We start from the raw sequence: 25,136 nt of genomic DNA, 5'->3' as shown, positions 1-25,136 counted from the left end.
AACCAAAGAGGTGGGCAACAACCGACATGGCAGCAAGTGTCCCTTGCAGTGCTTCAACGAAGAGACGGTTGCAATTCTTGGGGATAGTGAGCAGGGCGTGGAGTGGCGCGGTTCGACTCAGCCGGAGCGCTCTTCAAAGATCTCGGGATTCACCAGATCGTTTAGACCGCCCGGTTGACCGCGGCGGGTTCTGTCCACGTGCAGTACTCTGAATCATGCGCAACCCTGACGATAGGTTTGATCATACCGGAAGGCTCCGCCCGCAGGTGGTAGAGCGAATTGGACGCGAAGCAGTCGCCGCCGCCGGGCGCGAACACAAGAGGGCAGGACGGGACATCTACTACACGGACGCGGCTTTTCCCGGCTACGTGATCCGCGAAGCCCCGGACGGCTGCCACGAATCGCTGGAGAAAGATGCGGCCGGCGAGCTTTGCGTCGTTCGTAGCCTGGAAACGGGATGAAAAACGGCGAGAACCGCTCACGCAGTTCTCGCCGTTTCCTCTGTGTCTCTGTGTGAGGCCGCGTTCCCGCGTATTCCTTCACAGAACTTCTGGACAGGTTCGACCGAAGTCCGTGGACCCCGGCGGCCGATCCTCGAATCCTACTCCACCCGCATCGCCACCATCGGCTCCACCCCGAGCGCACGCCGCGTAGGGACGACGCAGGCGAGCAGGCAAACCCCCAGCATGAACGCCGCGTAGGCCGCGAGCAGCGCGACGTGACCTACCGAGAGGGCGCTCGGCGCGCTCGCGAACGCGGCGCTGCGAGTCAGGATCACTGCGCCGGCGGCGATGAGGGAGGCACCCGCCGCGACGCCGAGGCCGACCTGCGTCAGCGGCCGCCGGAACATCGCGGTGAGGATGCGGCGCCGGTTCGCGCCGAGCGCGACGCGCACGCCGATCTCGCGCGTGCGCCGGGCGACGGTGAACGACAGCACCGCGTAGATGCCGGCCAGCGAGAGCAAAAGGGCCACGGCGGTCATCACGAGCGTCGCCCGCAGAAACATCCCGACCACCCACAGGATCGGGCTCGTGACCTGGTCCACGCGCTGGAGCTCGGAGAGCCGCAGCGTGGGATCCAGCGTGCCGGCGATCGCGCGCAGGCGCGGCACGAGCGCCATCGGGTCGCCCTGCGCGTGGATCATCATCACCGGCGGGAAGCCGCTCCCCGGAGTGGCCGGCAGGTAGAGCCCGCTTCCACGTCCGGACTCCGTCGCGCCGACCATGCCGAGCTCCTTCACGACCCCCACGATCTCGTGCCAGGGAAGCGAGTCGGCGCCCGGGCCATCGGGCCGCGTACCGCCGACGCCGATGCGCACCCGCCGGCCGATCGGGTTGCGCCCCAGAAGCACCTGGTCCACGAAGCCCTGATCGACGATCGCCACCCCCGCTCCGGGGGCGAGGTCGGCGCCCTGGAATCCCCGGCCGGCGAGGATCGGCGCCCCCAGCACGTCGAAGTACGACAGATCCACGCGCGCGATCTTCGTGGAGAGCAGCGGCCGCTGACCGGCCGGTTCGCCCGCCGGGGCGGACGGCGCGGCGACGGACGCAGAATCGTCGAGGGCGATGCGGAGGTCGGCGTAGTTGGTGAGCGGCAGCTGGTCCGCGAAGGTGACCCCCGCGACCCCCGGCTCGGCCGCGACGCGCTCGCGGAGCGTCTCGAGCACCGTGACGAACCGCGTGCGGTGGGCCGCCACGGTCGCGCTGTCCGCGCCCGGCGGGGTCTCCATCGCGAGGCTCACCGCCAGGTACTCGTCGGCCGGGAACCCGACGTCGTACGACTGCAACCGCTGCAGTTCCCGAAGCTCCATCAGGACGATCCCCGGAAAGGCGACGGTGACCGCGACCTGCGCCACGATCACCGCGGTCCACACGCCGCCGAACCGCGGGCCGCCGCCGCCGGCCGTACCGGCCCGCAGGCGCGAGCCGAGCCCGCGCGTGATCTTGAGCCCCGGCAGGGCGCCGGCGATCGCGGCGCCGAGCAGCGTCAGCGCGCAGGCGTAGAGCGCGGTGGAGGGCGAGAGACGCGGATCGTACCAGAACGGGACCTGCCCCATGTCCGCCTCCAGGAACGGCAGCCCCCACTGGCGCAGCGCGAGGTGGGCGGCCGCGAGCCCGGCGGCGGCGCCCACCCCGCCGAGCACGAGCGCCTCGGCGAACAGCTGCACGACGATCCGGCGGCGGCTCGCGCCGAGGGCGCTCCGCACGATGATCTCGCTCTCGCGCGTCGCCGCCCGCGCGAACAGCAGCAGCGCCACGTTGCCGCAGACGAGCACGAGGAGCATCAGCGGTAAAATCTGGATCACCGCGAAGGTAGACCCCCCGACGAACATCTGCGCGTACGGCATCACCTGGGGCTGCAGGTGCTCGTGCGTGCCGGGGAGCTCCCGCGCCGCGCGCCGGCCGAGCGCCGCGAGCTCGGCCTGCGCGTCGCCCAGGGTCGCGCCGGGAGCGAGCCGCCCGAAGACGGTGATGCCGGGCCCACTGCGCGGCGCATCGTCGAGCACGTTCGGGCGGAACGGCGTCCAAGCGTCGTGCGCGACCGGAAACGTGAAGCCGTCCGGCATCACGCCCACCACGGTGGCGTACGCATCGCCGAGCTGCACGGTCTGCCCGACGATCGCGGAGTCGCCCGCGAAGCGCGCCCGCCACACGTCGTGGCCGAGGACCACCACCGGCGGCGCTCCGGCCCGCTCGTCCGCCGGCACGAGGGCGCGGCCCAGCAGCGGCGGCGTGGCGGCGATGCGGAACCCCGACGCGGTGATCGCCGCGAGCTGCACCGGGCGGACCTCGCCGTCACGCCCCACGAGGTTGCGCGTGACGTCCTCCCACGCCCCGAAGTCGGTCACCGACCGCATCGTCCGGCGCCAGACGGCGAAGTCGTGCAGCGCGCGGGGCTCCGTGCCGTTCGCCTGCACGTCCCAATTCCGCAGGTGCACGATGCGGTCGCCGTCCGGCAGCGGCAGCGTGGGGCTGACGAACAGCATCACCATCTCGAAGACGACGGCGCCGACCCAGATGGCGAACGCCATCGCGAGCCCCCCGACGATCGTCAGCCCCGGATACTTGACCAGCATCCGGCCGCCGAGCTTGAGGTCGAGCGTCAGCCCGGCGAGCCACCCCAGCCCCCGCGCGTCCCGGCCCGCCTCCCTGTACTTCTCCACCCCGCCGAACGCGGCCGCCGCCTGCCGGCGCGCCTCCGCGGGATCCAGACCCCGCTCGCGCTGGAGCCGCTCGGCTTCCATGTCCACGTGGAAGCGCATCTCCTCGCCCATCTCCGCCCAGAGCTGGTCGGGTCTCCGCAGCCCGCGCCAGAACGACCGAACCCGCGCGAACAGAGTCTTCATGCTCAGATCTCCCGAGGGGTGGTGCGCAGCGACAGCGCAATGGCATCCGCAAGCCGGTTCCAGCTCGCGACTTCCTCGCCGAAGCGCGCGCGGCCGGCGGGGGTGAGGCGGTAGAACTTGGCGCGGCGGTTGTTGTCGGAGACTCCCCACTCGCTCTCGATGAGACCCTGGTGCTCCAGCCGGTACAGCGCGGGGTAGAGCGCGCCCTGCTGGATCTGGAGCGCACCGCCCGAGATCTGCTCGATGCGCAGCAGTACGCCGTACCCGTGCAGCTTCCCGAGCGAGACGGCCTTGAGGATCAGCAGGTCCAGCGTGCCTGGCAGCAGCGAGGCGGAATCGGTCATGGCTCTCTCCTATGGCGGTTAGGAGGAGGATACTCGGCGACTCCTAAGCTGTCAAGGAAAACGGGGAGGAGCGCAGCCTGCGCCCCTCCTCGGACGAAAGAGGCCCCGGGCGTTGTGCCCGGAGCCCTTCTTCCGTTCGCGTGTACGGAAACCGAATTCAGCTCCGCCCCCGGCTACCGGCGGGCCGCCCGCTGCTTCTGAAGCCCCGCGGGGGTCATCCACTCTTCGAACCACTTGCGCAGGTACATCTGCGTGCGCAGGGCGTTGGAGGGGCGCGAGCTTGTGCCGTGCCACTCGTCGTTGAACCGCACCATCCGGGTCGGCACCCGAAGCATCTTCAGCGCCTGGTAGAACTCCTCGGTCTGCGGCATCGGGGTGCGGAGGTCGTTGACGCCCGTCATCAGCATGGTGGGGGTCTTCACGTTTCCCACGTACATCAGCGGCGAGCGGCGCAGGTGCTCGCTAGGGTCCTCCCAGGGCAGCTTCTCGAAGTTGCGGTACCAGCTGGCGCCATCCGTGGTCCCAACGAATGAAAGCCAATTGGTGACGGGGCAGTTGGAGCTCGCGGCGCGGAAGCGGTCCGTCTTCCCCACGATCCACGCGGTGAGCACGCCGCCCCCGCTGCACCCGGTCACGAACAGGTTCTGCGCGTCTACGTAGCCCCGCGCCAGCGTGTAGTCCACCCCGGCCATCAGGTCGTCGTAGTCCTTGCCAGGGTAGGCGTTCTTGATGGCGTTGCCGAAGTCGCTGCCGTAGCCGGTGCTGCCGCGCGGGTTGGTGTACAGCACTACGTAGTCGTTCGCGGCCTGCTCCTGGAAGGCGAAGTTGAACCCCACTCCGTACATGGCGTGCGGCCCGCCATGAATGTGCAGCTGCATGGGGTACTTGCGGTTGGCGTCGAAGCGCGGCGGCTTGATGATCCACCCCTGCACGCGCAGCCCGTCCGGCGCCTGGTACCAGACCTCCTCCACCCGGCCCAGCTCCACCCCCGCCAGCACGTCCGCGTTGACGCGGGTCAGCCGGCGCGGCTCCGGCGCGCGGGCGGTGAAGCGCACCACGTCGCCCGGGTTGTGCGGATCGGACCAGACGCCCATCAAGGCGCCGTTCCGCCCCACGTCGGTGAGCCGCAGGTCGTGCGCGCCGCGGGTGACGGGGCGCACGCGGCCGTCCAGCGACACGGCGTGTACGTTGTACGCCCCCTCGCTCCCCACATTGACCAGCACCTCGCGGCCATCCGCGCTCCAGCGCGGGGCCTCGGGCGAGCGGTCGAAGGCGGAGGTCAGGAGGCGCGACCCGGTGCCGTCGGCGTTCATTACGTACAGGTCCTGGTCCCGGTACGTCGCGTCGGTCGAGTCGTAGCCGAGGTACGCGATCTGGCGTCCGTCGGGCGAAATGGCGGGCGAGTGATCCGGCCCCTTGCGGCGGGTCAGCCGGCGGACGGCACCGTTCGCGGCGTCCACCGCGTAGATTTCGCTCTCGCGCCAGAAGTACTGCGCGTCCGGCTCCAGCAGGCCGCTGAACACCAGCGTGCGGCCGTTCGGCATCCACTCCGGCGCGCCGTGGTTGAACTCGCCGCGCGTCACCTGGCGCGGGGTGCCGCCGTCGGCGGCAACCACGAAGATGTGCTCGTTGCCATCCTCAATGAAGCCGCGGCGGTCGCGGCGGTACTGCAGGTCTTCGATCACCCTGGGCTCAGCCGTCCACGTGGCGCCCTGCGGCTTTCCGGGCGGGCTCACCGACCAGCGCTCCCGGTCGGGCACCAGCATGCGGAAGGCGAGCTGCGTCCCGTCCGGGCTCCACGCCAGGTCGGCGGGAGTTTCCTCGGTGCGGCTGACCTGCGTGGCGCCCCCCGCGTCCAGGTACTTGACCCAGATCTGCGTGCCGTCCGGCTGCCCCTCCGCCAGGTACGCCACGCGCGTCCCGTCCGGCGACCACACCGCGCTGCTCCCTTCCACGAGGAAGCGGTTGCGCGTCCCGTCTGCGTCCATGATCCACAGGCTGGATTGACGGCGGTCCTTCATCTTGTCCACCCACCCGCGCTCGTACACCACCCGCCGCCCATCCGGAGAGATTCGGGGGTTGGCCACGGACTCCATCTCCAGGTAGTCCTCCAGCTTCAGGCGCCGTCCGCCCTCCTGCCCGTGGGCCGCGCTCGGCGCCAGAGCGCCCAGCAGCAGAACCAGTGCCCCCGCTCTCTTCATCTTCACTCCTGGTGGGTGGGTGAGACTCGGTGGCCCCGCAGCGTCCGGGCGGCGCATGGGCCATCCGACACCGGCGCACAGAGTCGCAGTCTCGTAGGGTATACCAACGATGTTCGGGCGCGCGCAAGGGGGGCGCGGGAGACGAACCCCGGGCCCCATCTTCACTTGCGGTGCGGATCAGGAACGCTGCGCCTGCCTTCCGGCGAAGAGCGGCAGAAACCGGCCATAGCCCTCGGCCTGAAGGCGCTCCACGGGGATGAAGCGCATCGCCGCGGAGTTCATGCAGTATCGCAGCCCCGTGGGCGCGGGGCCATCGTCGAAGACGTGGCCGAGGTGCGAATCCGCGCCGCGCGAGCGGACTTCGATGCGCGTGCCCACCCAGCTCCGCTCCTCGCGCTTCACGACGTTGGCGGCGACCAGCGGGCGGGTGAAGCTGGGCCATCCCGTGCCCGAGTCGTACTTGTCGCGCGAGCTGAAGAGCGGCTCGCCGGAAACGACGTCCACGTAGATCCCCGCCTTCTTGTTGTCCCAGTACTCGTTGCGGAAGGCCGGCTCGGTGTCGTCCTCCTGCGTCACAAGGACGGCGATCTCGGTGCTGATCCGTGACTGCGGGGGGCGGTGTCGCGCCACGTGGCCGGCCGTGAGCGAGTGGTTGTCGCCGATCATGCGCCGACCAGGTCAGCGGGGCTCACCGGCAGAATGGTGTCGGCCACATGCCAGTTGGCATCGTAGCGACGCACCTTCCCCCGCGAACCGAACCAGACTGTGCCCGCCGGTCTGATCTCCATACGTTCGACCCAGTCGTGGGCGATACCGCTCAAGAGATATCCTAGTCGCACGTGTGTTGCCATCGGCCGGCCCAGCAACTCCGTCGACACGTCTTCGTACGTGCATGCCGCCAGGAGATCCTCGAGACGCTCCAGAACGCCCGACCAGCTTCGAACGTCCATAGGTTGAGATGCAAGATGGACCAGGATCGTGGCGGGCTGATGGACGGGCACGCCATTCACCACCGTTGGCCCCAGATGCGCGGTGTAGTGCACGACTCGGTAATTTCGTTGTACGCTTACCGGCACGGGGTCTCCAACGGGCACAGCGACCTCGTGCTGGTCAGGGGCGCGCTCCGAGATGTTGAGCAGCCAAAGCGCAGAACCCAAGGCGACAGTAGCTCGGGTCTCAGGATGGTTGGCCAGAGTCGCCTGCAAGGCGAGCAGTGGGTCGCCACCAGAGTACGGTCCGGCACGCTCGGCAGGGGCAAACTCCCATACGCCCCTGACATCCGTGGGCAACAACCACCCGCGCTTAACCAGCCGGTGTGCCACCAGCTTCGCGGGCGTCCGGATACCGTACTCCTCTGCAATCCTGGCGAGCTCCGCCGTCGCAACGACGCGGGGCCGCTCGAGTTCTAGGTGCTCGAGTACGGGCGCGAGTGATGGGGGAATAGACCGGGTCATCTGTCAGTCTAGCCCGTGGAGGTCAATGTCACAGAACAAACTTTGGTTACAGAGTTTGTAACCAGCAAGCTCTCTGTGACAGTAAATCTACCACACGGCGCGTGCGGAGTCAATGAGGCCTACTCGGTTACCGATTCAGTAACCAACAAAGTCCCTATGACACCTCGCACCCTTGAAGCTCGCGTGTCGGCGTCGCTCAGTTCGGGCGTCCGGCCCACCGAAACCTTTTGCAACTTGCGTACGGGGTAACGGGGATGCCCGAGAACCCAAAAACCGCAGTGGGCCGGGGAATGCCCCGGCCCACCGCGGTTCGTGACTGTCCAGGGACTTAGGTCAAACATGGAACTTAGGTGAACCTGTCCAAGAACTTTTGTAACGCGACAGGCATCCCTCAAACGTCGAGGTTCTTGACGTAGCGCGCGTTCTCCTCGATGAACTGGCGGCGCGGCTCCACCTCTTCGCCCATCAGGCGGGTGAAGACCGAGTCGGCCGAGACGGCGTCCTCCATCTCCACCTTGAGGAGGGTGCGCGTGTCGGGGTCCATCGTGGTCTTCCAGAGCTGTTCGGGGTTCATCTCGCCGAGGCCCTTGTAGCGCTGCACGTGCACGCCCTTGGCGTCGCCGTCGGCGCCGCGGTAGCGGCCGATGATCTCGTCGCGCTCGGCGTCGCTGTAGGCGTACTGCTCCTGCTTCCCCTTCTTCACCAGGTACAGCGGCGGCTGCGCGATGTAGATGAAGCCCGCGTCGATCAGCTGCCGCATCTGCCGGAAGAAGAAGGTCAGCAGCAGGGTGCGGATGTGGGAGCCGTCCACGTCCGCGTCCGTCATGATGATGATCTTGTGGTACCGGGCGTTGTTGAGGTCGAACTCGTCCTCGCCGATCCCGGAGCCGATCGCCGTGATGATGGCGCGGATCTCCTCGTTGGAGAGCACCTTGTCGAAACGGGCGCGCTCCACGTTCAGAATCTTCCCCTTGAGCGGGAGGATCGCCTGGAACTCGCGCTTGCGCCCCTGCTTGGCCGACCCGCCGGCGGAGTCGCCCTCGACGATGTACAGCTCGCCGATCTCGGGGTTGTTGCTGGAGCAGTCGGCCAGCTTGCCCGGGAGCACGCCGGTCTCCAGCGAGCTCTTCTTGCGCGTGAGGTCACGCGCCTTGCGGGCGGCCTCGCGGGCGCGGGCGGCCTGGATCGCCTTCTCAATGACGGCGCGGCCGACGCCGGGGCGCTCCTCCAGGTACTCGCTCAGCTTCTCGGCCACGACGCTCTCGACGGCGCCCTTGACCTCGCTGTTCCCCAGCTTGGTCTTGGTCTGCCCCTCGAACTGTGGCTCGCGCACCTTGACGGAGATCACGCAGGTGAGCCCCTCGCGGACGTCGTCGCCGGAGAGCGACTCCAGCCCGCCCTTCTTGAAGAGCCCGCTCTTGCGCGCGTAGTCGTTGATCGACCGCGTGAGGGCGCTCTTGAAGCCGGTGAGGTGCGTGCCGCCCTCGTGGGTGTTGATGTTGTTGACGAAGGTGAACGTGTTCTCGTTGTACCCGTCGTCGTACTGCATGGCCAGCTCGATCTCTGCCTCGGGTCGGGACGCCTCGATGTAGACCACCTCGGGGTGCAGCGGCTTGCGGTTGCCGCGCAGGTGCTCCACGAACTCGCGAAGGCCGCCCACGTAGTGATAGTCGTCGCGCTTGGCCTCGGCGCCCTCGGCGGTCGGCCGCTCGTCCGTCAGCGAGATGCGGATGCCCTTGTTGAGGAACGCCAGCTCGCGAAGCCGGTTGCTGAGCGTCTCGAAGGAGAAGATCAGCTCCTCGAAGATCTGCGCGTCCGGCTTGAAGGAGACGGTGGTCCCGGTCTCCGTCGACTTGCCCGTGACGGCGATCTCCTGCGTCTTGTCGCCGCGAGAGAAGGCCATCTCGTGCACCTTGCCGCCGCGCCGCACCGTCACCCGCGTCCATTCGGAGAGGGCGTTCACCACGGATACGCCCACGCCGTGCAGGCCTCCGGAGACCTTGTACGAGCCGCCTTCCTGGTTCTCGAACTTGCCGCCGGCGTGCAGCGCGGTCAGCGCCAGCTCCAGGCCGGACACGTTCTCGGTGGGGTGGATGTCGACCGGGATGCCCCGGCCGTTGTCCACCACCGTGATGGAGTTGTCGACGTGGATGGTGACGTCCACGCGATCCGCGAAGCCGGCGAGCGCCTCGTCGATCGAGTTGTCCACCACCTCATAGACCAGGTGATGCAGCCCGCGCGCGCTGGTGGACCCGATGTACATTCCCGGGCGCTTGCGGACGGCCTCCAGCCCCTTCAGGACCTGGATCTGGCCGGCGTTGTATTCCCTGGCCGCGATGTTCGGAGCCATGGCCTCTCGTGTGCTGGGGTCAGGCATTCAGACTATGGATTAGATACACCGAATGGGGGCCGAAGGTTCGGGAGAACCGGTGCGTCATGGCGTAGAGTGCGTCGGTGCGCCGGGCGTGAACGCACTAACGGACTAACGCACTTCCCCTCCCCTCGCCGTTCCCCATCACGAACACCAGCTGCCGTATCCGCCCGTCGCCTTTGCCGGCGTTGATGCGGCGCATCAGCTCGCCCTTCATCAGGTTCAGCTCCATCAGCCACGCGCTGGTGGCGACGGCCACGAAGAGCGTGCCCTCGGACACGCGCAGCGCCTCGGTGACGGCGGAGATCTGCGGGCCCACCTTGTCCGTCCACTCGGTGACGATGGAGGCGGCCTCCACCTTGGGAGCGAGGCCGGAGCGGTCCAGGAAGCGGCTGACCAGGTCGCCCACGGACTGGGGCTGGCCGGCGTTTGGATCGCGGGTGCGCTTCACGTTTCGGAGGCCGGGCGAGGCAGGAGGTGCGGACCCTTCAATCTAGCACCTCGGCCCCTCCGGGAATAGGGGAAAATTCGCCGAAGGTGCCCCAACGCACCACGGCCCCGGGCGGGTGCCCGGGGCCGTGGTGGGGGCTTCGCGCCCGGTGCGTCAGTTCTCGTCCGGCAGATCGGCGAGCAGGGCGCCGGAGATCACCTCGCCCTCGTTTACCTCGTCTTCCATCGCCTTGCGCAGACGCGCGATCTGCGCCTGGTTCGCCCGGTAGAACGCCACGTTCTCCGGCGCGATGCGGATGGAGCCGAGCACCTCCTCCTGCTTCCCTCCGCCATCGATCACCCCCTGCGCCACCCCGGCCTGGATGAGCACCCAGCTGGCCACCACCTGCTCGCGCGTGGTGAGCCCCGTCCGCTCCACCGCCGCGCGAAGGACCGGCTGCGCCTCCAGCCTCGCCACCTGCTCGTCGATCGGCAGGGTGATGTGGGCCGCCTGGCTCGGATCCGTCCCTTCCGCCAGCGCCAGGTTCCGCTGCGCGGCGATCACGCGGCGCACCAGGTCCATCGTCAGGCGGTACTCCGCGGGATCCAGCGACTTCACGGCGGCCTCCGCGGTCGCGGCCGGCATGAACCCTCCTGCGATTCCGGGCTCGGCGCGAGGACGGGCGGGCTGAGCATCGCACGCGGCCAGCGCGGCGAGGGCACACAGGGCGAGGGGATAGTACTTCATGGGACCTCTGAGGTGGGAGCACTGCGACATCGAGGAGCGCCAATCTAATCTGATTTCCGGAAAAGGAAACATCCTTATCGCCCCTCCTGCTTGACAGCGCGATTCGCGCGGTGTATCGCACTCCCGTACGAAGCCCGGTCAACCGCAGCCATAAGCCAGATGCCCCACCCCACCCGCATCCTCTTCGTATGCCTCGGCAACATCTGCCGCTCGCCGCTGGCCGAGGCGGTCTTCCGCCACAAGGTGCGCGAGCGCGGCGTGGAGGACCAGTTCGTGATCGACTCGGCCGGGACCTCCGGATACCACAACGGAGCTCCGCCCGATCCGCGCAGCAGCGAGACCGCGCGCCGTCGCGGCGTGGAGCTGGCCGGGCAGAGCCGCAAGCTGGGGGCGGCCGACCTGCGCCGCTTCGACTACGTGATCGCGATGGACGGCGAGAACCTGCGCGATATCCGGGCACTGGAATCCGCGGCCGGCGGTAGCGCGCGCATCCACCGCCTGCGCGAGTGGGACCCCGAGGCCTCTGGCGCGGACGTGCCCGATCCGTACTACGGCGGCCCGGGCGGCTTCGACGAGGTGCACGACGTCGTGGATCGCTCGTGCGAGGCGCTGCTCGACCACCTCCTGGCCGAGCGCCGCGCCTGACCATGCTCCCCGAATCCCTCCGCCGGTCGCTGGAAGCGAACCTCGGCCGCGTTGCAGAGGCGCGGGCGGTGGGAGGTGGGTCGATCAACCATGCGGCGCGGGTGGAGGGGCCCAACGGCGCGTTCTTTGTTAAATACAGCGAAGATGCGCCCGCCGGGATCTTTGCCGCCGAGGCGCGGGGTCTGGAGGCGCTCGCCGCTGCCGGCTCCGGGCTGGTCGTGCCGCGGGTTCTGGCGATCTGCGATGATCCGGAGCCCGGCACGCCTGCGTGGCTGGCGCTGGAATGGCTGGAGCCCGCCCCGCGCGCCGCCGGCTTCGGTGAGCGGCTGGGGCGCGGACTGGCCGCGCTGCACCGCTCGGGCGGCGCGTGGGGTTGGGAGGAGGACAACTTCATCGGCTCGCTCCCGCAGGAGAACGCGCCGGCCGGTTCCTGGGCGGACTTCTGGTGGTCGCGGCGCCTGGAGCCGCAGCTACGCCGCGCCCGAATCGCCGGCCGTCTCCCCGGATGCGAACGCGAGTGGGAGCGACTCCGCGAAGCCCTCCCCCGCCTCCTCGCCGCCGGAGAAGAAGACGGCCCCTCCCTCGTTCACGGCGATCTTTGGAGCGGCAACGTCGTGGCGACGGCGCGCGGCCCCGCGCTCGTGGATCCCGCCACCTACCGCGGCCACCGCGAGGTCGACATCGCGATGACGGAGCTCTTCGGCGGCTTCGGCGCGGAATTCTACGCCGCCTACGAGGAAGCCTGGCCGCTCCGCCCCAGCTACCGCCAGGAGCGTCGCGACGTGTACCAGCTGTTCTACCTGCTCGTACACGTCAACCTGTTCGGCGGCAGCTACGGGACGCAGACGGCGGAAGTACTGCGGCGACTGGTATAAAGTACACCAGCCTTACGGTTCCTGGAACGCGGTGCGATCCACCTTCTGGCGTTGATGCAGGACGCGGAGAATGGGGATATCTTTGGACCGAGGTAGCCTCACGGCAAGGTAGAAGTAGAAGACATTGTACGGGTACCGGCGAACCACCTTCATGCGGATGCCGTTGCCCAGTTCTGGACGAATGCGGCCGATTCCGGCTCCACCCCTGCCCGCCCGCCCGCATCGAAGATCCCCTGCGCCACCCGCCGGGCTGCGGCCGGGTTGCTCTTGACGACCACGTAGAAATCGATGATCTGGTCCAGATCGCGTGCCGCATGGGCGGTAATTCGAAACGAGCTCAGACGCGGGACTCCTCGAAGGCGGCAATGCGCTCAAACGCACGCCGGAACACCTCTTCTCCATCCAAAAGGTCCCCTCGCTCAACGTCGTCCAGCCCGAGCTGGATCTCCCGCCTTAGCTCTTCCACCTCAGCACGGCGCAACTCCTCCTGCTGCAGCCGGTGAAGTCCTTCCTCCGCCATCTCACTCGTCCTTCTCATGCTCCGACCTGATCGCGCTCCATTCCTCCTCCCACATGCGGGTGACGGCAGAGAATCGCAAGGCAACAGTGCGGTGTCAATCTCTCCATTCAACACCGCCAGCCGTTGCACACGCATGGCCGGGGCGCGGCGCGTTGGTAGCGCGCGCATCCCGCCTGCGCGCGGACCGGTTTCGTGCAGCGGGTTGCGTGCGGTTCGAGGTGCGGTTAGCGTCGGCGCATGGCGAGGAACACTCGGGCGGCGGATGCGCTGGTGATCGGCGCGGGGGTGATCGGGCTGTCGGTGGCGATCCGGCTGCAGGAGGCCGGGATGCGGGTGCGCGTGTGGACCGCGGCGCCTCCGGGGGAGACCACGTCGGCGGTCGCGGCGGCGCTCTGGTACCCGTACCGCGCCTACCCAGCCGAGCGGGTAGCGGTGTGGGGGCAACGCACCTTCGAGGAGCTCGCGCGGCTGGCGGACGATCGGGGGACCGGCGTCCACATGGTCCCCGGAGTGGAGTTGTGGAGGCGGTCCGTGCCGGACCCGGAGTGGGGCGGCGCCATTCGGGGGCTGCGCCGCATCCCGCCCGCGGAGCTGCCGGCGGGGTACGCGGACGGGCACGCCGTCACCGTTCCCGTGGCGCGGATGGGGGCTTACCTCGGGTATCTGGCGGAGCGGTTCGCGGCCGGCGGCGGGCGCCTGGAGCTGAGGGCGGTGCGGGTGCTGGCACGCGCTGCGCACACCGCGCCGCTGGTGGTCAACTGCGCCGGGCTGGGCGCGCGCACGCTGGCCGGCGACGACACGGTGGTGCCCGTCCGCGGGCAGGTGGTGCGGGTGGAGAACCCGGGGGTGGAGCGCTTCTGGCTAGACGAGGAGCACCCGGACGGGCTGACGTACATCGTGCCGCGAGGCGAGGACTGCATCCTCGGCGGTACGGCGGAGGAGGGGGAGTGGAGCACGATTCCGGACCTGGAGGTCGCCCGCGCCATCATCCGCCGCTGCGCGGAGCTGGAGCCGCGGCTGGCGGAGGCGCGCATCCTGGAGCACCGCGTGGGGTTGCGGCCGGGGCGGCCCTCGGTGCGTCTGGAGGCGGCCGAGCTTCCCGGCGGCGCGCGCGTCATCCACTGCTACGGCCACGGCGGGGCGGGCGTGACGCTGTCGTGGGGGTGTGCGGACGAGGTGGCGGAGATCGCGATGGGATGAGTGCCAGGTCCCGCCGAGCCGGTCCAGGGCTTCACGAGGTACTGGTCTCTGCAGTTCATGCTCGCAGAAACAGCCGTGATCGTGGAGTTCAAGTACAACATGGGGGAACACGGGATTCCTCGACGCAGGGAGAGCCGCCACCCCATATTCCGGCTCGCGGCCGACGAGGTGGGGACGCTGCACATCAATGGGCGGTTCAGCTACACCTCGGGGCAGTTTTACAAGCAGCACTTCGTAAACATCGCCAACGTGGAGACCGCTTCGCACGACCTCTTCATACGAGCACCCGCGGATCACTTCGTGGACATGACGGTCGACCTATTCTAGAGGATCATGACGGAACCCTGGCACCCCGGCGAAACGCCGGAAGAGCAGGCGGCACGCCGCGAAGCGTACCAGCGGCTGGTGGATGCCGCGCACCGCATCGGCGTCCCGCTCCAGCACCTGCGCGACGGGCTGCGGCAGGTGGCGCACAACGAGGCGGAGACGCGCCGCTTCCTCGCCGAGGACGTGTATGGCGTGCCTGACGACCTGCTGGACGACATGGTCCGCATCCGCTTCGCGGAGCTGGACGAGGGCGGGCCGACGGCTTAGGAACCGCGTGAGACCGTCTCATACGCGCGATGGCACGTGACCGGCCATCATGGCACAAAAGACGTGGTTTCGGTAGGATCGCATGGGAGTTACTAGCCGACAAAAGATGAGTGTTCGGATCGCGGTGGTAACGATGCCGCCGCCGATCTGCGCCCGCCGGCGCAAAGCTGCGTCCCACCGGCTGGAGGTGGTCCATGGAAGATCTTCCCCTGCGGCGCCGTCAGTTCCTGAAATCAGTCTCAGCGGCGGCGGGTGCTTTCGCGCTGGGAGGGGGGGCGCCGGGCGCGCTCGCCGCGCTCTCGCCAAAGCGCGCCGGAGCGGCGGGCGTGGTCCCGTTCGTCCGCCGTAACATCAACACCTTTTCGGCGGCCCAGCTCGCCAGCCTCCGCAACGGGATCGCCGTCATGAAGGGGCGTCCCCCCAACAATCCCACCAGCTGGCTGTACCAGGCGAACATCCACGGCACCTACGACACGCCGGTGCTCCCGGTGTGGAACACGTGCCAGCACGGCCACTACATGTTCCTATCGTGGCACCGGATGTACCTGTACTTCTTCGAGCGTATCCTGAGGGCCGCGAGCGGCGACCCCACTCTCGCGCTCCCGTACTGGAACTACCTTCCGGCCACTGCGCGGGCACTGCCCGCCCCCTTCCGCACCCCGGTGGCGGGGAATCCTCTGTACGTGGCGCAGCGCAACACGGGGATCAACGCCGGCACCACCACGCTCCCGGATTGGGCGGTCTCGAACGCCGCAGCGTACGCGTTCACGAATTTCACCGCGACGACGTCCCCCTGGGGCCAGTCGTTCGGCGGCGGGGTCGTGACGGGCGCCCAGCACTTCACCAACCGCACCGGCTCGTTGGAGTCGATCCCACACAACCAGATCCACAACCTGGTGGGCGGGCCCGGCTGGATGGGCGACCCCAACATGGCGGCGCGCGACCCCATCTTCTGGCTGCACCACGCCAACATCGACCGGCTGTGGGCAGGGTGGATCGCGCTCGGAGGCGGCCGCTCCAATCCGTCCGGCGCCAGCCCCGCGGACATGCAGTGGAAGAATCTCCAGTTCAGCTTCTTCGACGAGAACGGAACCGCGGTGCAGATGTCCGGCCAGCAGGTGGTGAATACGGCGCAGCAGCTCAACTACGTCTATGACACCGGAGTCACCATCGATCCCAAGCTCCAGGACCTGCTGCGCCGGTTGCGGCTCTTCTACGTGGTCGTCCGCTGGCCGCGCATTCCCGACCCCGACCCGGGCCCGCTCCGTCAGCAGGTGCCGGTGGAGCTCGGGAGAGGGGTGACGCGCACGCGGGTGGGCATTCCCCGTGCGGCGCTGCGCGGGCTCACCGCCGCCGCCGCGGGGGAGAGCGCCGAGCGAGTCTTCCTGACGCTGGAGGGAGTGAGCTTCCGTCAGAACCCGGGCGTGGTATTCCATGTCTTCGTGAACGCGCCCGCGGCGGTCCTGGAGCGCCAGCAGCAGTCGCCGGACACCTCCAGCCCGTTCTACGCCGGGACCCTGGACTTCTTCTCACTCCTCGGACAGCTCCAGCACGCGGGCACCGACCGCGCGAGCGCCACTCTGGTGGTGGATGCGACCGAGGCGGTACAGCAGCTTGCCAAGCAGCGGCAGCTCGGCTCCGCGCCGGTGGAGGTCTCGTTCGTCGCGACAGGGCTGGTATCCGCTCAGGGTGGCCGGTCTCTGGCGGCACCGGCCGCGCCAGTCCGCATCGCACGCGCGGGCTTCGTGACGGCGGCCGCCGAGCGCGCGGAGCAGTAGACGCCAGAACGGAGCGGCCCCGGAGGCGGTTGCCTCCGGGGCCGCTCTATCTTGCACTCTGGATCGCGGGGTGCCCGGCCTCGCCGTGCTCGCCCACGACACATCGACCTGAAGGAGGATGACAGAACACTGGCGCGTCCCGGGACGACTTGCTGGATGACATGCTCCGCGATCCCCTTCGCGGAGCTGGACGAGGGCGGCGGAGGAGAGGCCGCGTTCCGCCAGTGGGACGGCGAATCCCACAAACGGACACCCGTGTCCGCGCGCCGGTGGCGCAAGCGAAGGCACGGCAACACGTTGAACTGCACGCAGACGCGGAACGAAGGGTGCCTTTCACGGGGGCGTCCGCTCACGCGCGCCCCTCGCCTGAACCACCTCATGTCAAAGAACCGCATCTCCTGGCTGGACGTGAAGCTCGGCGCCCGCATGCTCGTCAAGCACCCCGGCCTCACGGTGGTGGGCGGGCTGGCGATCGCCGTGGCCGTCGCGGTGTCCACCTCCATGTTCACCTTCATCCACTCGTCGATCTTCCCGGTGCTGCCGCTCCCGGAAGGCGACCGGATCGTCGCGCTGGAGAACTGGGACACCAGGGAGAACAACGAGGAGCGGCGTGCGCTGCGCGACCTGGCGGTGTGGCGCACCGAGCTGAAGTCGGTGCGCGACGTGGCGGCGTTCCGCGACCTCACGCGCAACCTGATCGGTCCGGGCGGGCCGCCGGAGCCGGTGGAGGTGGCGGAGATGACGGCCTCCGGCTTCAGGCTGGCGCGCGTTCCGCCGCTGCTGGGCCGCTACCTCGTTCCCGCGGACGAGCTTTCCAGCGCGCCGGCGGTGGTGGTGATCGGGCACGACGTGTGGCAGGGACGGTTCGCGGGGGACCCCGCGGTGATCGGCCGCAGCATCCGGCTGGGGAGCTCGGTCCACACCGTGGTGGGGGTGATGCCGGAGCGCTTCGGCTTCCCCGTGAGCCACAACATCTGGGTCCCGCTGCGGCTGGACCCGGCGCTGTTCGAGCCCAAGTCGGGGCCGGAGATCTACATCTTCGGCCGGCTGGCGCCCGGCGCCACGCGCGAGCAGGCGCAGGCGGAGCTCACCACACTGGGCAAGCGCGCGGCGTCCGCATCGCCGGCCACGCACGCGCAGCTGGAGCCGCGGGTGCTGAATTACACGGAGCCGATCCTCGACATCCAGGGAATGTCGGTCTGGGACGTGATTCCCATGCAGCTGGCGGTGACCCTGCTCCTGGTGATCGTGGCCGCCAACGTCTCCATCCTGGTGTACGCGCGCACGGCGTCGCGGCACGGCGAGCTGGCGGTGCGCAGCGCGCTGGGGGCGAGCCGCGCCCGCATCGTGATGCAGCTGTTCGCCGAGATGCTGCTGCTGGCGGGCGGCGCCTCGCTGGTGGGGCTGGCGATCTCGCAGGTGGGGCTGCGCCTGATCGATCGCCTCATGTACAACGACCTCGGCACCGGCACGCCCTTCTGGACGGACTACACCGTGTCGCCCCTGACCGTGGCGTGGGTGGTGCTGCTGGCGCTCTTCACGGCGACGGTGGCCGGGGTGGTGCCGGCGCTCACCGCCACCGGGCGGCGGCTGCAGGACAGCCTGCGGCGGGTGAGCGGCGGATCGCACGGCGGAATGGGCGGGGTGTGGACCACCATGGTGGTGATTCAGGTCGCCATCGCGGTGGCGGGGCTCCCGCTGGCCGTGGCGATGGGATGGAAGGTGGTGAGCTCCGTGGTCACGCGCCCGGCGTACGATGGGGCCCGGTACATCGCGGCTCACGTGGTGATGGACCCGGAGGTCCCCATCGGTGCCGATCCGCAGGAGCATGCGCGCGCGATGCGGAGCCGCTTCGGCGCGCTGCGGCCCGAGCTCGCCCGGCGGCTGGAGGCTGAGCCCGGCGTATCCGAGGTGGTGTTCTCCACCAACCGTCCCAGCAACGAGGGGCAGCGCCGCGTGGAGATCGAGGGCGTCGCTGCTCCCGCGGCCGCGAAGGGGCACAAGACGGGGGTGAACCGGGTGGAGACGGATTTCTTCCGGGTATTCGGGGCGCCGCTGCTGGCGGGCCGCGTCCTCACGCCGGCCGACCTGGACACCACCGTCAACACGGTGGTGGTGAACCGCGCCTTCGTCCGCGACCTTCTGGGGGGCGGCAGCGCGGTGGGCCGGCGCCTGCGCTACGCGGACGTCGGCGAGGGCCGACGCGAGCCGCACCCCAACCCCTGGCTGGAGATCGTGGGCGTGGTGGGGGACCTGGAGTCCAATCCGGTGGATGAGGACCACGTTGCGGCGCGCCTGTACCAGCCGCTGCGCGTGGACGGCACCGCCGGCGCCCTGCTCACCCTGCACGTGCCGCGCGGCGCCCCCGCCAACTTCACGGCCCGGCTGCGCGAGATCGCCGCCGGGGTGGAGCCGACGCTGCGCGTGGGCGAGGTGCGCACCCTGGACTCGATGAACAAGCAGGAGGTGCAGATCGTCCAGCTGGTGGGGCTGGGGCTCGGCCTGGTGATGCTGAGCGTGCTCCTCCTTTCCGCGGCGGGGATCTACGCGATGATGTCGTTCACCGTCACGCAGCGCCGCAAGGAGATCGGCATCCGCTCCGCGCTCGGCGCCCAGCCGAGGCGGCTGCTGGCGGGGCTGTTCAGGCGCGCGGCCTGGCAGCTCGCGCTGGGGGTGGCGGTGGGCGTGGGGATCGCGTTCCTCGTGGACCTCGCCTCCAACGGCGAGATGATGGGTGTGCGCGGCGCGGTGGCGGTGCCCGCCGTCGCGGCGGTCATGCTGGTGGTGGGGCTCCTGGCCACCTTTGGCCCGGCGCGGCGGGGGCTGCGCATCGAGCCGAGCGAGGCCCTGCGCGCGGACGGGTAAGGCGCCCGGCTCGGTGCGTGTCGCGAGCCCCTTGCAAGGCACGGTAGATCCTTTGCTCGCGCCAACGATCGCGGACGTGGAAGGGGCGGAGAAGCGCTTCGCTCAGGATGACACATGTAGGGAGGATGCGCACCGTCGCGCTTGACACCCGCCTGCCCTCCTGGGTACCCTGTCCGGCTCGCGGAAACGGAGCCCGGGAGAGGCGGAGCAACGATGTCCGATCGCAGACAGGACGCGCTGGACTACCACAGCAGCGGGCGCCGCGGCAAGATCGCCGTGGTGCCCACCAAGCCCGCGAGCACGCAGCGGGACCTGTCCCTCGCCTACTCGCCCGGGGTGGCGGAGCCGTGCCGCGAGATCGCCCTCAATCCCGAGGACGTCTTCAAGTACACGGCGCGCGGCAACCTGGTGGCCGTGGTCTCCAACGGCACCGCGGTGCTGGGGCTGGGCAACATCGGGCCGCTGGCCTCCAAGCCGGTGATGGAGGGGAAAGGCGTCCTCTTCAAGCGCTTCGCCGACATCGACGTCTTCGACCTGGAGGTCGCATCGGAGAACGCGGACGACGTGATCCGCTTCTGCGAGCTGCTGGAGCCCACCGTCGGCGGGATCAACCTGGAGGACATCGGCGCGCCGGAGTGCTTCTACATTGAGGAGGAACTCAAGCGCCGCCTGGACATCCCCGTCTTCCACGACGACCAGCACGGGACGGCCGTCATCAGCGGCGCCGCCCTCCTCAACGCGCTGGACGTGGTGGGTAAGAAGATCGAGGAGATCCGCGTCGTCTTCTCCGGCGCGGGCGCGGCGGCGATCGCCACGGCGGAGCACTACGTGACGCTCGGGGTGCGGCGCGGCAACATCCTGATGACGGACAGCAAGGGCGTCATCCGCACCGACCGCGACCCCTCCCGGCTGGACCCGTACAAGGCCCGCTTCGCCCGCGACACCGACGCGCACACCCTGGCCGACGCGATGGCGGGCGCGGACGTCTTCGTGGGCCTCTCGATCGCCGGGGCGGTGACGCCGGAGATGGTGGCGTCCATGGCCGAGCGCCCCATCGTCTTCGCGCTCGCCAACCCGGACCCCGAGATCCTCCCCGAGGAGGTGCTCGCCGTGCGCCCCGACGCCCTCATGGCCACGGGGCGCACCGACTATCCCAACCAGATCAACAACGTCCTGGGCTTCCCCTTCATCTTCCGGGGAGCGCTGGACGTGCGGGCGCGCGCCATCAACGACGAGATGAAGATGGCCGCCACCCGCGCCCTCGCCGAGCTGGCGCGGATGGACGTCCCGGAGTCGGTGGAGCGGGCGTACGGCGGCACGCGCTTCCGCTTCGGCCCGGACTACCTGATCCCCACCCCGTTCGATCCGCGCATCATGCTGTGGGTGGCCCCCGCCGTGGCGAAGGCCGCCATGGAGACGGGCGTGGCGCGCATCACGCTCGACCTTGCCGAGTACCGCCAGCAGCTCGAAGGCCGCCTCGGCCGCGGGCGCGAGGTGATGCGCGACATCATGAACCGCGCGCGCCGCGACCCGCGCCGCATCGTCTTTCCCGAAGGCGAGCACGAGCGCGTGATCCGCGCCGCCGCACTGGTGGTGGGCGAAGGAATCGCGGAGCCGATCCTCCTGGGCCGCCCCGAGCGCATCGCGCGCACCGCGGAGGCGCTGGGGGCGTCGCTGGAGGGCGTGCGCATCGTCGACCGCCTGGCCGACGACGCGCAGCTGGAGCGCTACGCCCAGCACCTCTACGCCCGCCGCTGGCGCAAGGGGATGACGCTGGCCGATGCCCGCGCCGAAGTGCGCCGCGCCATTTCCTTCGGCTGCATGATGGTGAACGAGGGGGAGGCGGACGGCCTGGTGGCGGGCGAGGACATGTACTACCCGGAGACGATCCGCCCCGCGCTGCAGGTGGTGGGCACGGCGCCGGGGGTGTCGCACGTGGCCGGGCTGTACATGATGATCATGGAGAACGACCTGATGTTCTTCGCCGACACCACCGTCAACATCGACCCCGACGCCGAGACGCTGGCCGAGATCGCCACGCTGACCGCTGCCTTCGTGCGGCGCCTGGGGCTGGTGCCGCGCGTGGCGATGCTCTCCTTCTCCAACTTCGGCTCCTCGCGCTCCCCGCAATCCGACCGCGTGCGCCGCGCCGCCGACCTGGTGAAGGCGCGCGAGCCTGGCCTGGAGATTGACGGCGAGATGCAGGTGGAGGCCGCCGTGGACCCGGAGCTGCGCCGCTCGGTGTACCCGCACAGCACGCTCACGGGCGCCCCCAACGTCCTGATCTTCCCCAACCTGGACGCCGCCAACATCGCCTACAAGCTGATGATGAAGCTCGGCAAGGTGGAGGCGTTCGGCCCCATCCTCCTCGGCATGGCGCACCCCATCCACGTCCTCCAGCGCCGCAGCGAAGCCGTCGAGATCGCGAATCTCACCGCGCTGGCGGTGGTGGACGCGCAGGAGCGGGGGGAGCGGCAGGGGTGAGGAATCGCTCCTGGGGAATGGCAGAGGGGTGGAACCGTCGCGTGTGGTTCCACCCCTCTCGCGTTTTGCTGTGCTGGTGTGCTCAGACGGCCAACAGCGCGCGGCACTTCAGGTGACCGGAGCGTCGGCGCGGTTCATCTCGAGCGCCTCCTCCAGCGCGGAGCGCAGATTCTCATGCAAATCCTCTCGAGTTTTTGCCTGAGAATTTACACCAGGCACCTCTTCGATCCAGCCGATCCACCAATGGTCTCGCTGCTGGATGACTGCGTTGTAGTTCGCTTTCATGTCGAGTAGTCGCGCTTCACTGCAATCCCACCGGAGCGGTACTCCGCCCGAGCTTCCGGATGACAGCGGCGATTGCAACTTGCTCCGATGCGGAAAGTGCACTTGCCTTCTGGCACGCCTGTCCAAGGAGACGGGTCATGGTTTACGGCCTGGTTCGACGGGCCACCGGCGCCAGAACATACTCCGCTCAGAGAAAAGCAGACTGCGTCACTCGCTCGTCGCGGCCGGGCGTTGCATCGTGAGTTCGAACACTCCGAGAGCTACACTTTAGCAAACCGTAGCCTGAAGAGGAAGTCGTAATCGCAATGAGCAGGCGAAGCCGGCCAGCGGTTGTACGGAGCGGTTCAGGCGGCGGCTGACATGGCCTGCTCTCCGCGCCTTCAATGGCGTGATGCGGGGGAGGTGGGCGGAGCGGGAGACAGGGCGCCCCTCGCATGTTTGCTTGCGGCGAGGACGGGCGGCGCACACACTGCGGCGGTTCTCGCAAGATTCTTCGCATCCCCAGGAAAGGGGTCCCATGACCGAGACACACCTGCCCGCGTGCCTCTCCGCCGGCGTGCTTCGTCGCTGCATCCACCTCGCCTTTCTATTCTTCCTGCTCGCGCTGCCGTCCACCGCCGCGGGGCAGCCCACGCGCGGGCGCGCCCCCGCCGCGCCGCCGGCCGGCGATCCTTGCGCCGTGCTGAACTCGGGCGGAACGGTGTTCGACACCCGCGAGTGCGCGGAGCTAGCCTCCACCGGAATGGTGGTGCGCCCTGCCGCATGGACGATCCTGGCGGGGAGGAGCTACCTCTGGAAGGTCGTCACCGGCGTGGCCACCGGCACGGATACGTCAGGCCGCACCCCCGCTGGGCGGGCGCGTGTGGCGGTCAGCGGGACGTACGCGGACGGAGTGGGGATGCCCACCCTCTCCGCGCGCGGCGGCATGCCGGTGGCGCTCGTGCGGGCGAGCGACCGCTCCGTGGTGGCGCGTGCGGTGACCGCGGCGGACGGGAGCTTCCGCATCGCAGTTCCCGCCGATGCCAGCGGAGAGCTGCGGCTGGTGGGCTTCCCCTGGGTCGGCGCGCCTGCCCCCGAGTACACGGTGGTGTGCAACGGCGCGGGCCAGTGCTTCGACTACTGCACCCTGCCGTCGATGCCGGCTACGCTGGAGCCCATGTGCGTCGAGGACCCGGGAATCGGGCTCCTCGTGGTAGGCGCGCCGGTGGGCCCCACGCAGGGCCCGGCCGGCGCCATCGCGGGGGAGTACGCCGTCGCCATCGCCGCGGCGGACCTCCCCGCCTCCACCCCCGGCGACGTACGGAGCAACGTGGTGGGGAGCTGGCGGCTGAGCTTCAGGCCCCAGGGTGACGTCACGGTGGGGTTGAACGGGCGCGAGGTGGTGCGGTCCGCGTTCGAAGTCCGCGGCAACACCATCCTGTTCCCCGCCACGGACAGCGGGCAGTATGCCTGCCACCGGCCCGCCACCTACACGTGGAGCAGAACGGGCCGGGAGCTGACTCTGAAGGCGGTGGCTGACGACTGCCCCGGGCGCGTCGCAGTACTGACCACGCACCCCCTCGTGACGCAGTAGCGCCAGCCGTCGAATCTACCGACAGGGTGAAAACACGCGGCAGCCGCGGACCGAATGGTTCGCGGCTGCCGCGGTGTGCGTTAACAGGTGTGCCGCGGCGGCGCCCGAACCTGGCGAGCCCGGACATCCAGATGCCCACCTGGAACTTCAGGAACATCTACGCGGGCCTCAACACGGACACCCCGAATTCGTACCCGACGCCGTACCCACTCGTGCCCACGGCGCTTGCCTTCGGCGCCTTCACGGCACCGGGCGCCACCACCACACTGCGCGGCGGCGTGCGCTGGTTCGAATTTTGGGCACGCAGACGGCCCCGCAGCTGATCAAGCTGCAGGGAAGCGGCGGCGGCACCATCCCCAGCACGCTGCGGCTGGCGGTCACCCGGATCCAGTAGTGAAGCTCGCTATGCTGGCTCCCTGCGCGCTGGCCATGGCGTGTGCGCGGGGAGCGCCGCCCCCCTCCGACGCCCGCGCCGCCGCCGACACGCTGCGCGGCCGGGTGGAGGTGGTGGGCTCCGAGCCTGGAACCTCGATCGCGCTCATGGACGCGCGCGGCGGGGCGGTGACGCTGGAAGGGGAGCGCGCCGTCCTCCTGCAGCTCGCCGCACTCTATGTGATGGTGCGAGGCCGCCCCGAAGGCCCGCGCACCTTTCGGGTGGAGCGCGTCTCCGTCCGCGCCGCCGAGGGAGTGGCTGCCGTGGACGGCGTGCTGGCGCGCGACGGCGCCCGCGACGTCCTAGTGATGGACGACGGACGCCGGGTGCCGCTGGCCTTCACCCCGGCGGCGTTGCGCGGGAAGTACGGCGCGCGCGTCTGGCTCGCCGGCCCGCTGGACCGCGCCCCCGACACCTTCGGCATCATCGCTGAAGCACCGTAGAGGGCGCAGGCGGTGTTAGATGTTGGGTTGAGGAGCGCGGCAGAGATGACGCGAATGGCTGAGGGGTGGTACCGCGGGCTGCGGTTCCACCCCTCTCGCCTTTTTGTGCTGGTGCGCCTCCCGGGCTCCACTATGGGAAACGCGCTCTGGCACTTCTTACAAGCGACTTCGGAGACGCAAGTTCAGCCCGGAGATCCTCCCCGGGATAGTCGATTACGGAAATACATGGCGCTTGCACTCGGCCGAGAATCTGAGCCGGAGGCCCGGAAGATTCATGTGTTCTGATCGCCCGTGTTCTGAGCGAACTCAGTCACGCGATGATGCCTGAGACCCGCAACAGGCTTGGTCCCGACACTGAACTTTGCTATCATTGATGGAGAACAGCCTCTTGCGTAGCCTATATCGGTTAGGACTTACGCAGTTGCCCCCAAAGTGAAGCTGGGCTGGGCGAGATAGGTACGCACGGCGTTGCGCGTGATACTCACCTTTGCTTCGACCCAGCTCATTCCGGTGGCGATGCGGTTCCTTTCGAGCCGCAGGAACGCGCG

23 protein-coding genes are annotated in these 25,136 nt (G+C 69.2%); 11 read left to right on the top strand and 12 right to left on the bottom strand.

The annotated features are described in order from the left end of the window. Window positions 1-215 precede the first annotated feature (215 nt). Window positions 216-461, top strand: coding sequence for a hypothetical protein (locus VF584_07740; protein ID HEX8210064.1), 246 nt, complete (start codon window positions 216-218; stop codon window positions 459-461). Window positions 462-601: 140 nt separating this feature from the next. Here the strand turns inward: VF584_07740 and VF584_07735 are convergent, their stop codons facing one another. From VF584_07735 to VF584_07700, 8 genes are all read right to left on the bottom strand, one after another. Continuing rightward, a complete protein-coding gene (locus tag VF584_07735) occupies window positions 602-3,346 on the bottom strand; it encodes an ABC transporter permease (GenBank protein ID HEX8210063.1) in 2,745 nt (914 codons plus the stop codon). A gap of 2 nt (window positions 3,347-3,348) precedes the next feature. Continuing rightward, window positions 3,349-3,690, bottom strand: coding sequence for a PadR family transcriptional regulator (locus tag VF584_07730; protein HEX8210062.1), 342 nt, complete (start codon window positions 3,688-3,690; stop codon window positions 3,349-3,351). A gap of 173 nt (window positions 3,691-3,863) precedes the next feature. Then, window positions 3,864-5,891, bottom strand: a complete 2,028-nt coding sequence (locus tag VF584_07725; protein HEX8210061.1) for a S9 family peptidase — start codon at window positions 5,889-5,891, stop codon at window positions 3,864-3,866. 177 nt (window positions 5,892-6,068) lie between these two features. Next, window positions 6,069-6,557 (bottom strand): peptide-methionine (R)-S-oxide reductase MsrB, encoded by a 489-nt coding sequence (gene msrB, locus VF584_07720; protein HEX8210060.1) that lies wholly within the window; start codon window positions 6,555-6,557, stop codon window positions 6,069-6,071. Then, window positions 6,554-7,345 (bottom strand): type IV toxin-antitoxin system AbiEi family antitoxin, encoded by a 792-nt coding sequence (locus tag VF584_07715; protein ID HEX8210059.1) that lies wholly within the window; start codon window positions 7,343-7,345, stop codon window positions 6,554-6,556. The genes msrB and VF584_07715 overlap by 4 nt, the downstream gene beginning before the upstream one ends. Window positions 7,346-7,736: 391 nt before the next feature. Then, on the bottom strand, window positions 7,737-9,695 hold the full coding sequence (gene gyrB, locus VF584_07710; protein HEX8210058.1) for a DNA topoisomerase (ATP-hydrolyzing) subunit B: 1,959 nt from the start codon (window positions 9,693-9,695) through the stop codon (window positions 7,737-7,739). Between the two features lie 124 nt (window positions 9,696-9,819). Continuing rightward, window positions 9,820-10,167 carry a DUF721 domain-containing protein gene (locus VF584_07705; protein ID HEX8210057.1) on the bottom strand — a complete coding sequence of 116 codons (348 nt, stop codon included), beginning with the start codon at window positions 10,165-10,167 and terminating at the stop codon, window positions 9,820-9,822. A gap of 153 nt (window positions 10,168-10,320) precedes the next feature. Further along, entirely contained in the window at window positions 10,321-10,893 is a 573-nt protein-coding gene (locus tag VF584_07700; GenBank protein HEX8210056.1) for a hypothetical protein, read from the bottom strand. Window positions 10,894-11,052: 159 nt separating this feature from the next. Here VF584_07700 and VF584_07695 point away from each other — a divergent pair, with 159 nt between their 5' ends. Next, window positions 11,053-11,538, top strand: coding sequence for a low molecular weight protein-tyrosine-phosphatase (locus VF584_07695; protein ID HEX8210055.1), 486 nt, complete (start codon window positions 11,053-11,055; stop codon window positions 11,536-11,538). A 2-nt stretch (window positions 11,539-11,540) separates the two neighbouring features. Beyond that, window positions 11,541-12,413 (top strand): fructosamine kinase family protein, encoded by an 873-nt coding sequence (locus tag VF584_07690; protein HEX8210054.1) that lies wholly within the window; start codon window positions 11,541-11,543, stop codon window positions 12,411-12,413. Window positions 12,414-12,562: 149 nt separating this feature from the next. Here VF584_07690 and VF584_07685 read toward each other — a convergent pair whose 3' ends face one another. Beyond that, window positions 12,563-12,691 (bottom strand): hypothetical protein, encoded by a 129-nt coding sequence (locus VF584_07685; GenBank protein ID HEX8210053.1) that lies wholly within the window; start codon window positions 12,689-12,691, stop codon window positions 12,563-12,565. 59 nt (window positions 12,692-12,750) lie between these two features. Next, on the bottom strand, window positions 12,751-12,933 hold the full coding sequence (locus VF584_07680) for a hypothetical protein (protein ID HEX8210052.1): 183 nt from the start codon (window positions 12,931-12,933) through the stop codon (window positions 12,751-12,753). A gap of 237 nt (window positions 12,934-13,170) precedes the next feature. Between VF584_07680 and VF584_07675 the strand changes: the two genes are divergently transcribed. The 6 genes from VF584_07675 to VF584_07650 all read left to right on the top strand — a co-directional run bounded on the left by VF584_07675 (window position 13,171) and on the right by VF584_07650 (window position 21,854). Further along, window positions 13,171-14,133: an FAD-dependent oxidoreductase gene (locus tag VF584_07675; GenBank protein HEX8210051.1), complete on the top strand. Its 963-nt coding sequence runs from the start codon at window positions 13,171-13,173 to the stop codon at window positions 14,131-14,133. A 57-nt stretch (window positions 14,134-14,190) separates the two neighbouring features. After that, window positions 14,191-14,460, top strand: coding sequence for a hypothetical protein (locus VF584_07670; GenBank protein ID HEX8210050.1), 270 nt, complete (start codon window positions 14,191-14,193; stop codon window positions 14,458-14,460). 6 nt (window positions 14,461-14,466) lie between these two features. Beyond that, window positions 14,467-14,727 carry a hypothetical protein gene (locus VF584_07665; protein ID HEX8210049.1) on the top strand — a complete coding sequence of 87 codons (261 nt, stop codon included), beginning with the start codon at window positions 14,467-14,469 and terminating at the stop codon, window positions 14,725-14,727. Between the two features lie 194 nt (window positions 14,728-14,921). Beyond that, window positions 14,922-16,505 (top strand): tyrosinase family protein, encoded by a 1,584-nt coding sequence (locus VF584_07660; protein HEX8210048.1) that lies wholly within the window; start codon window positions 14,922-14,924, stop codon window positions 16,503-16,505. Between the two features lie 378 nt (window positions 16,506-16,883). Further along, on the top strand, window positions 16,884-19,370 hold the full coding sequence (locus VF584_07655; protein ID HEX8210047.1) for an ABC transporter permease: 2,487 nt from the start codon (window positions 16,884-16,886) through the stop codon (window positions 19,368-19,370). A 213-nt stretch (window positions 19,371-19,583) separates the two neighbouring features. Then, a complete protein-coding gene (locus VF584_07650; GenBank protein ID HEX8210046.1) occupies window positions 19,584-21,854 on the top strand; it encodes an NADP-dependent malic enzyme in 2,271 nt (756 codons plus the stop codon). A 108-nt stretch (window positions 21,855-21,962) separates the two neighbouring features. Here the strand turns inward: VF584_07650 and VF584_07645 are convergent, their stop codons facing one another. Continuing rightward, the gene (locus VF584_07645) at window positions 21,963-22,139 is read right to left on the bottom strand and encodes a type II toxin-antitoxin system HicB family antitoxin (protein ID HEX8210045.1); all 177 of its coding nucleotides are present in this window, start codon (window positions 22,137-22,139) and stop codon (window positions 21,963-21,965) included. Window positions 22,140-22,656: 517 nt separating this feature from the next. Between VF584_07645 and VF584_07640 the strand changes: the two genes are divergently transcribed. Next, window positions 22,657-23,712 (top strand): hypothetical protein, encoded by a 1,056-nt coding sequence (locus tag VF584_07640; protein ID HEX8210044.1) that lies wholly within the window; start codon window positions 22,657-22,659, stop codon window positions 23,710-23,712. 393 nt (window positions 23,713-24,105) lie between these two features. After that, window positions 24,106-24,588, top strand: coding sequence for a hypothetical protein (locus VF584_07635; GenBank protein ID HEX8210043.1), 483 nt, complete (start codon window positions 24,106-24,108; stop codon window positions 24,586-24,588). Window positions 24,589-25,001: 413 nt separating this feature from the next. Here VF584_07635 and VF584_07630 read toward each other — a convergent pair. After that, window positions 25,002-25,136 (bottom strand): IS701 family transposase (locus VF584_07630; protein HEX8210042.1); only part of this gene is annotated, 135 nt, incomplete at its 5' end.

It is taken from the genome of Longimicrobium sp. (genome assembly GCA_036389135.1).
Classification (GTDB): Bacteria; Gemmatimonadota; Gemmatimonadetes; order Longimicrobiales; family Longimicrobiaceae; genus Longimicrobium.
Note: the sequence above shows the minus strand (reverse complement) of the source record. Positions and strands in the feature narration are given on the sequence as shown.

Coding starts and splice junctions, on each gene's coding strand:
- VF584_07730 (HEX8210062.1), bottom strand. CDS start 3,690: ATGACCGATTCCGCCTCGCTGCTGCCAGGCACGCTGGACCTGCTGATC.
- VF584_07670 (HEX8210050.1), top strand. CDS start 14,191: ATGCTCGCAGAAACAGCCGTGATCGTGGAGTTCAAGTACAACATGGGG.
- VF584_07665 (HEX8210049.1), top strand. CDS start 14,467: ATGACGGAACCCTGGCACCCCGGCGAAACGCCGGAAGAGCAGGCGGCA.
- VF584_07740 (HEX8210064.1), top strand. CDS start 216: ATGCGCAACCCTGACGATAGGTTTGATCATACCGGAAGGCTCCGCCCG.
- gyrB (HEX8210058.1), bottom strand. CDS start 9,695: ATGGCTCCGAACATCGCGGCCAGGGAATACAACGCCGGCCAGATCCAG.
- VF584_07655 (HEX8210047.1), top strand. CDS start 16,884: ATGTCAAAGAACCGCATCTCCTGGCTGGACGTGAAGCTCGGCGCCCGC.
- VF584_07695 (HEX8210055.1), top strand. CDS start 11,053: ATGCCCCACCCCACCCGCATCCTCTTCGTATGCCTCGGCAACATCTGC.
- VF584_07680 (HEX8210052.1), bottom strand. CDS start 12,933: ATGGCGGAGGAAGGACTTCACCGGCTGCAGCAGGAGGAGTTGCGCCGT.
- VF584_07660 (HEX8210048.1), top strand. CDS start 14,922: ATGGAAGATCTTCCCCTGCGGCGCCGTCAGTTCCTGAAATCAGTCTCA.
- VF584_07700 (HEX8210056.1), bottom strand. CDS start 10,893: ATGAAGTACTATCCCCTCGCCCTGTGTGCCCTCGCCGCGCTGGCCGCG.
- VF584_07690 (HEX8210054.1), top strand. CDS start 11,541: ATGCTCCCCGAATCCCTCCGCCGGTCGCTGGAAGCGAACCTCGGCCGC.
- VF584_07650 (HEX8210046.1), top strand. CDS start 19,584: ATGTCCGATCGCAGACAGGACGCGCTGGACTACCACAGCAGCGGGCGC.
- VF584_07735 (HEX8210063.1), bottom strand. CDS start 3,346: ATGAAGACTCTGTTCGCGCGGGTTCGGTCGTTCTGGCGCGGGCTGCGG.
- msrB (HEX8210060.1), bottom strand. CDS start 6,557: ATGATCGGCGACAACCACTCGCTCACGGCCGGCCACGTGGCGCGACAC.
- VF584_07715 (HEX8210059.1), bottom strand. CDS start 7,345: ATGACCCGGTCTATTCCCCCATCACTCGCGCCCGTACTCGAGCACCTA.
- VF584_07725 (HEX8210061.1), bottom strand. CDS start 5,891: ATGAAGAGAGCGGGGGCACTGGTTCTGCTGCTGGGCGCTCTGGCGCCG.
- VF584_07645 (HEX8210045.1), bottom strand. CDS start 22,139: ATGAAAGCGAACTACAACGCAGTCATCCAGCAGCGAGACCATTGGTGG.
- VF584_07640 (HEX8210044.1), top strand. CDS start 22,657: ATGACCGAGACACACCTGCCCGCGTGCCTCTCCGCCGGCGTGCTTCGT.
- VF584_07675 (HEX8210051.1), top strand. CDS start 13,171: ATGGCGAGGAACACTCGGGCGGCGGATGCGCTGGTGATCGGCGCGGGG.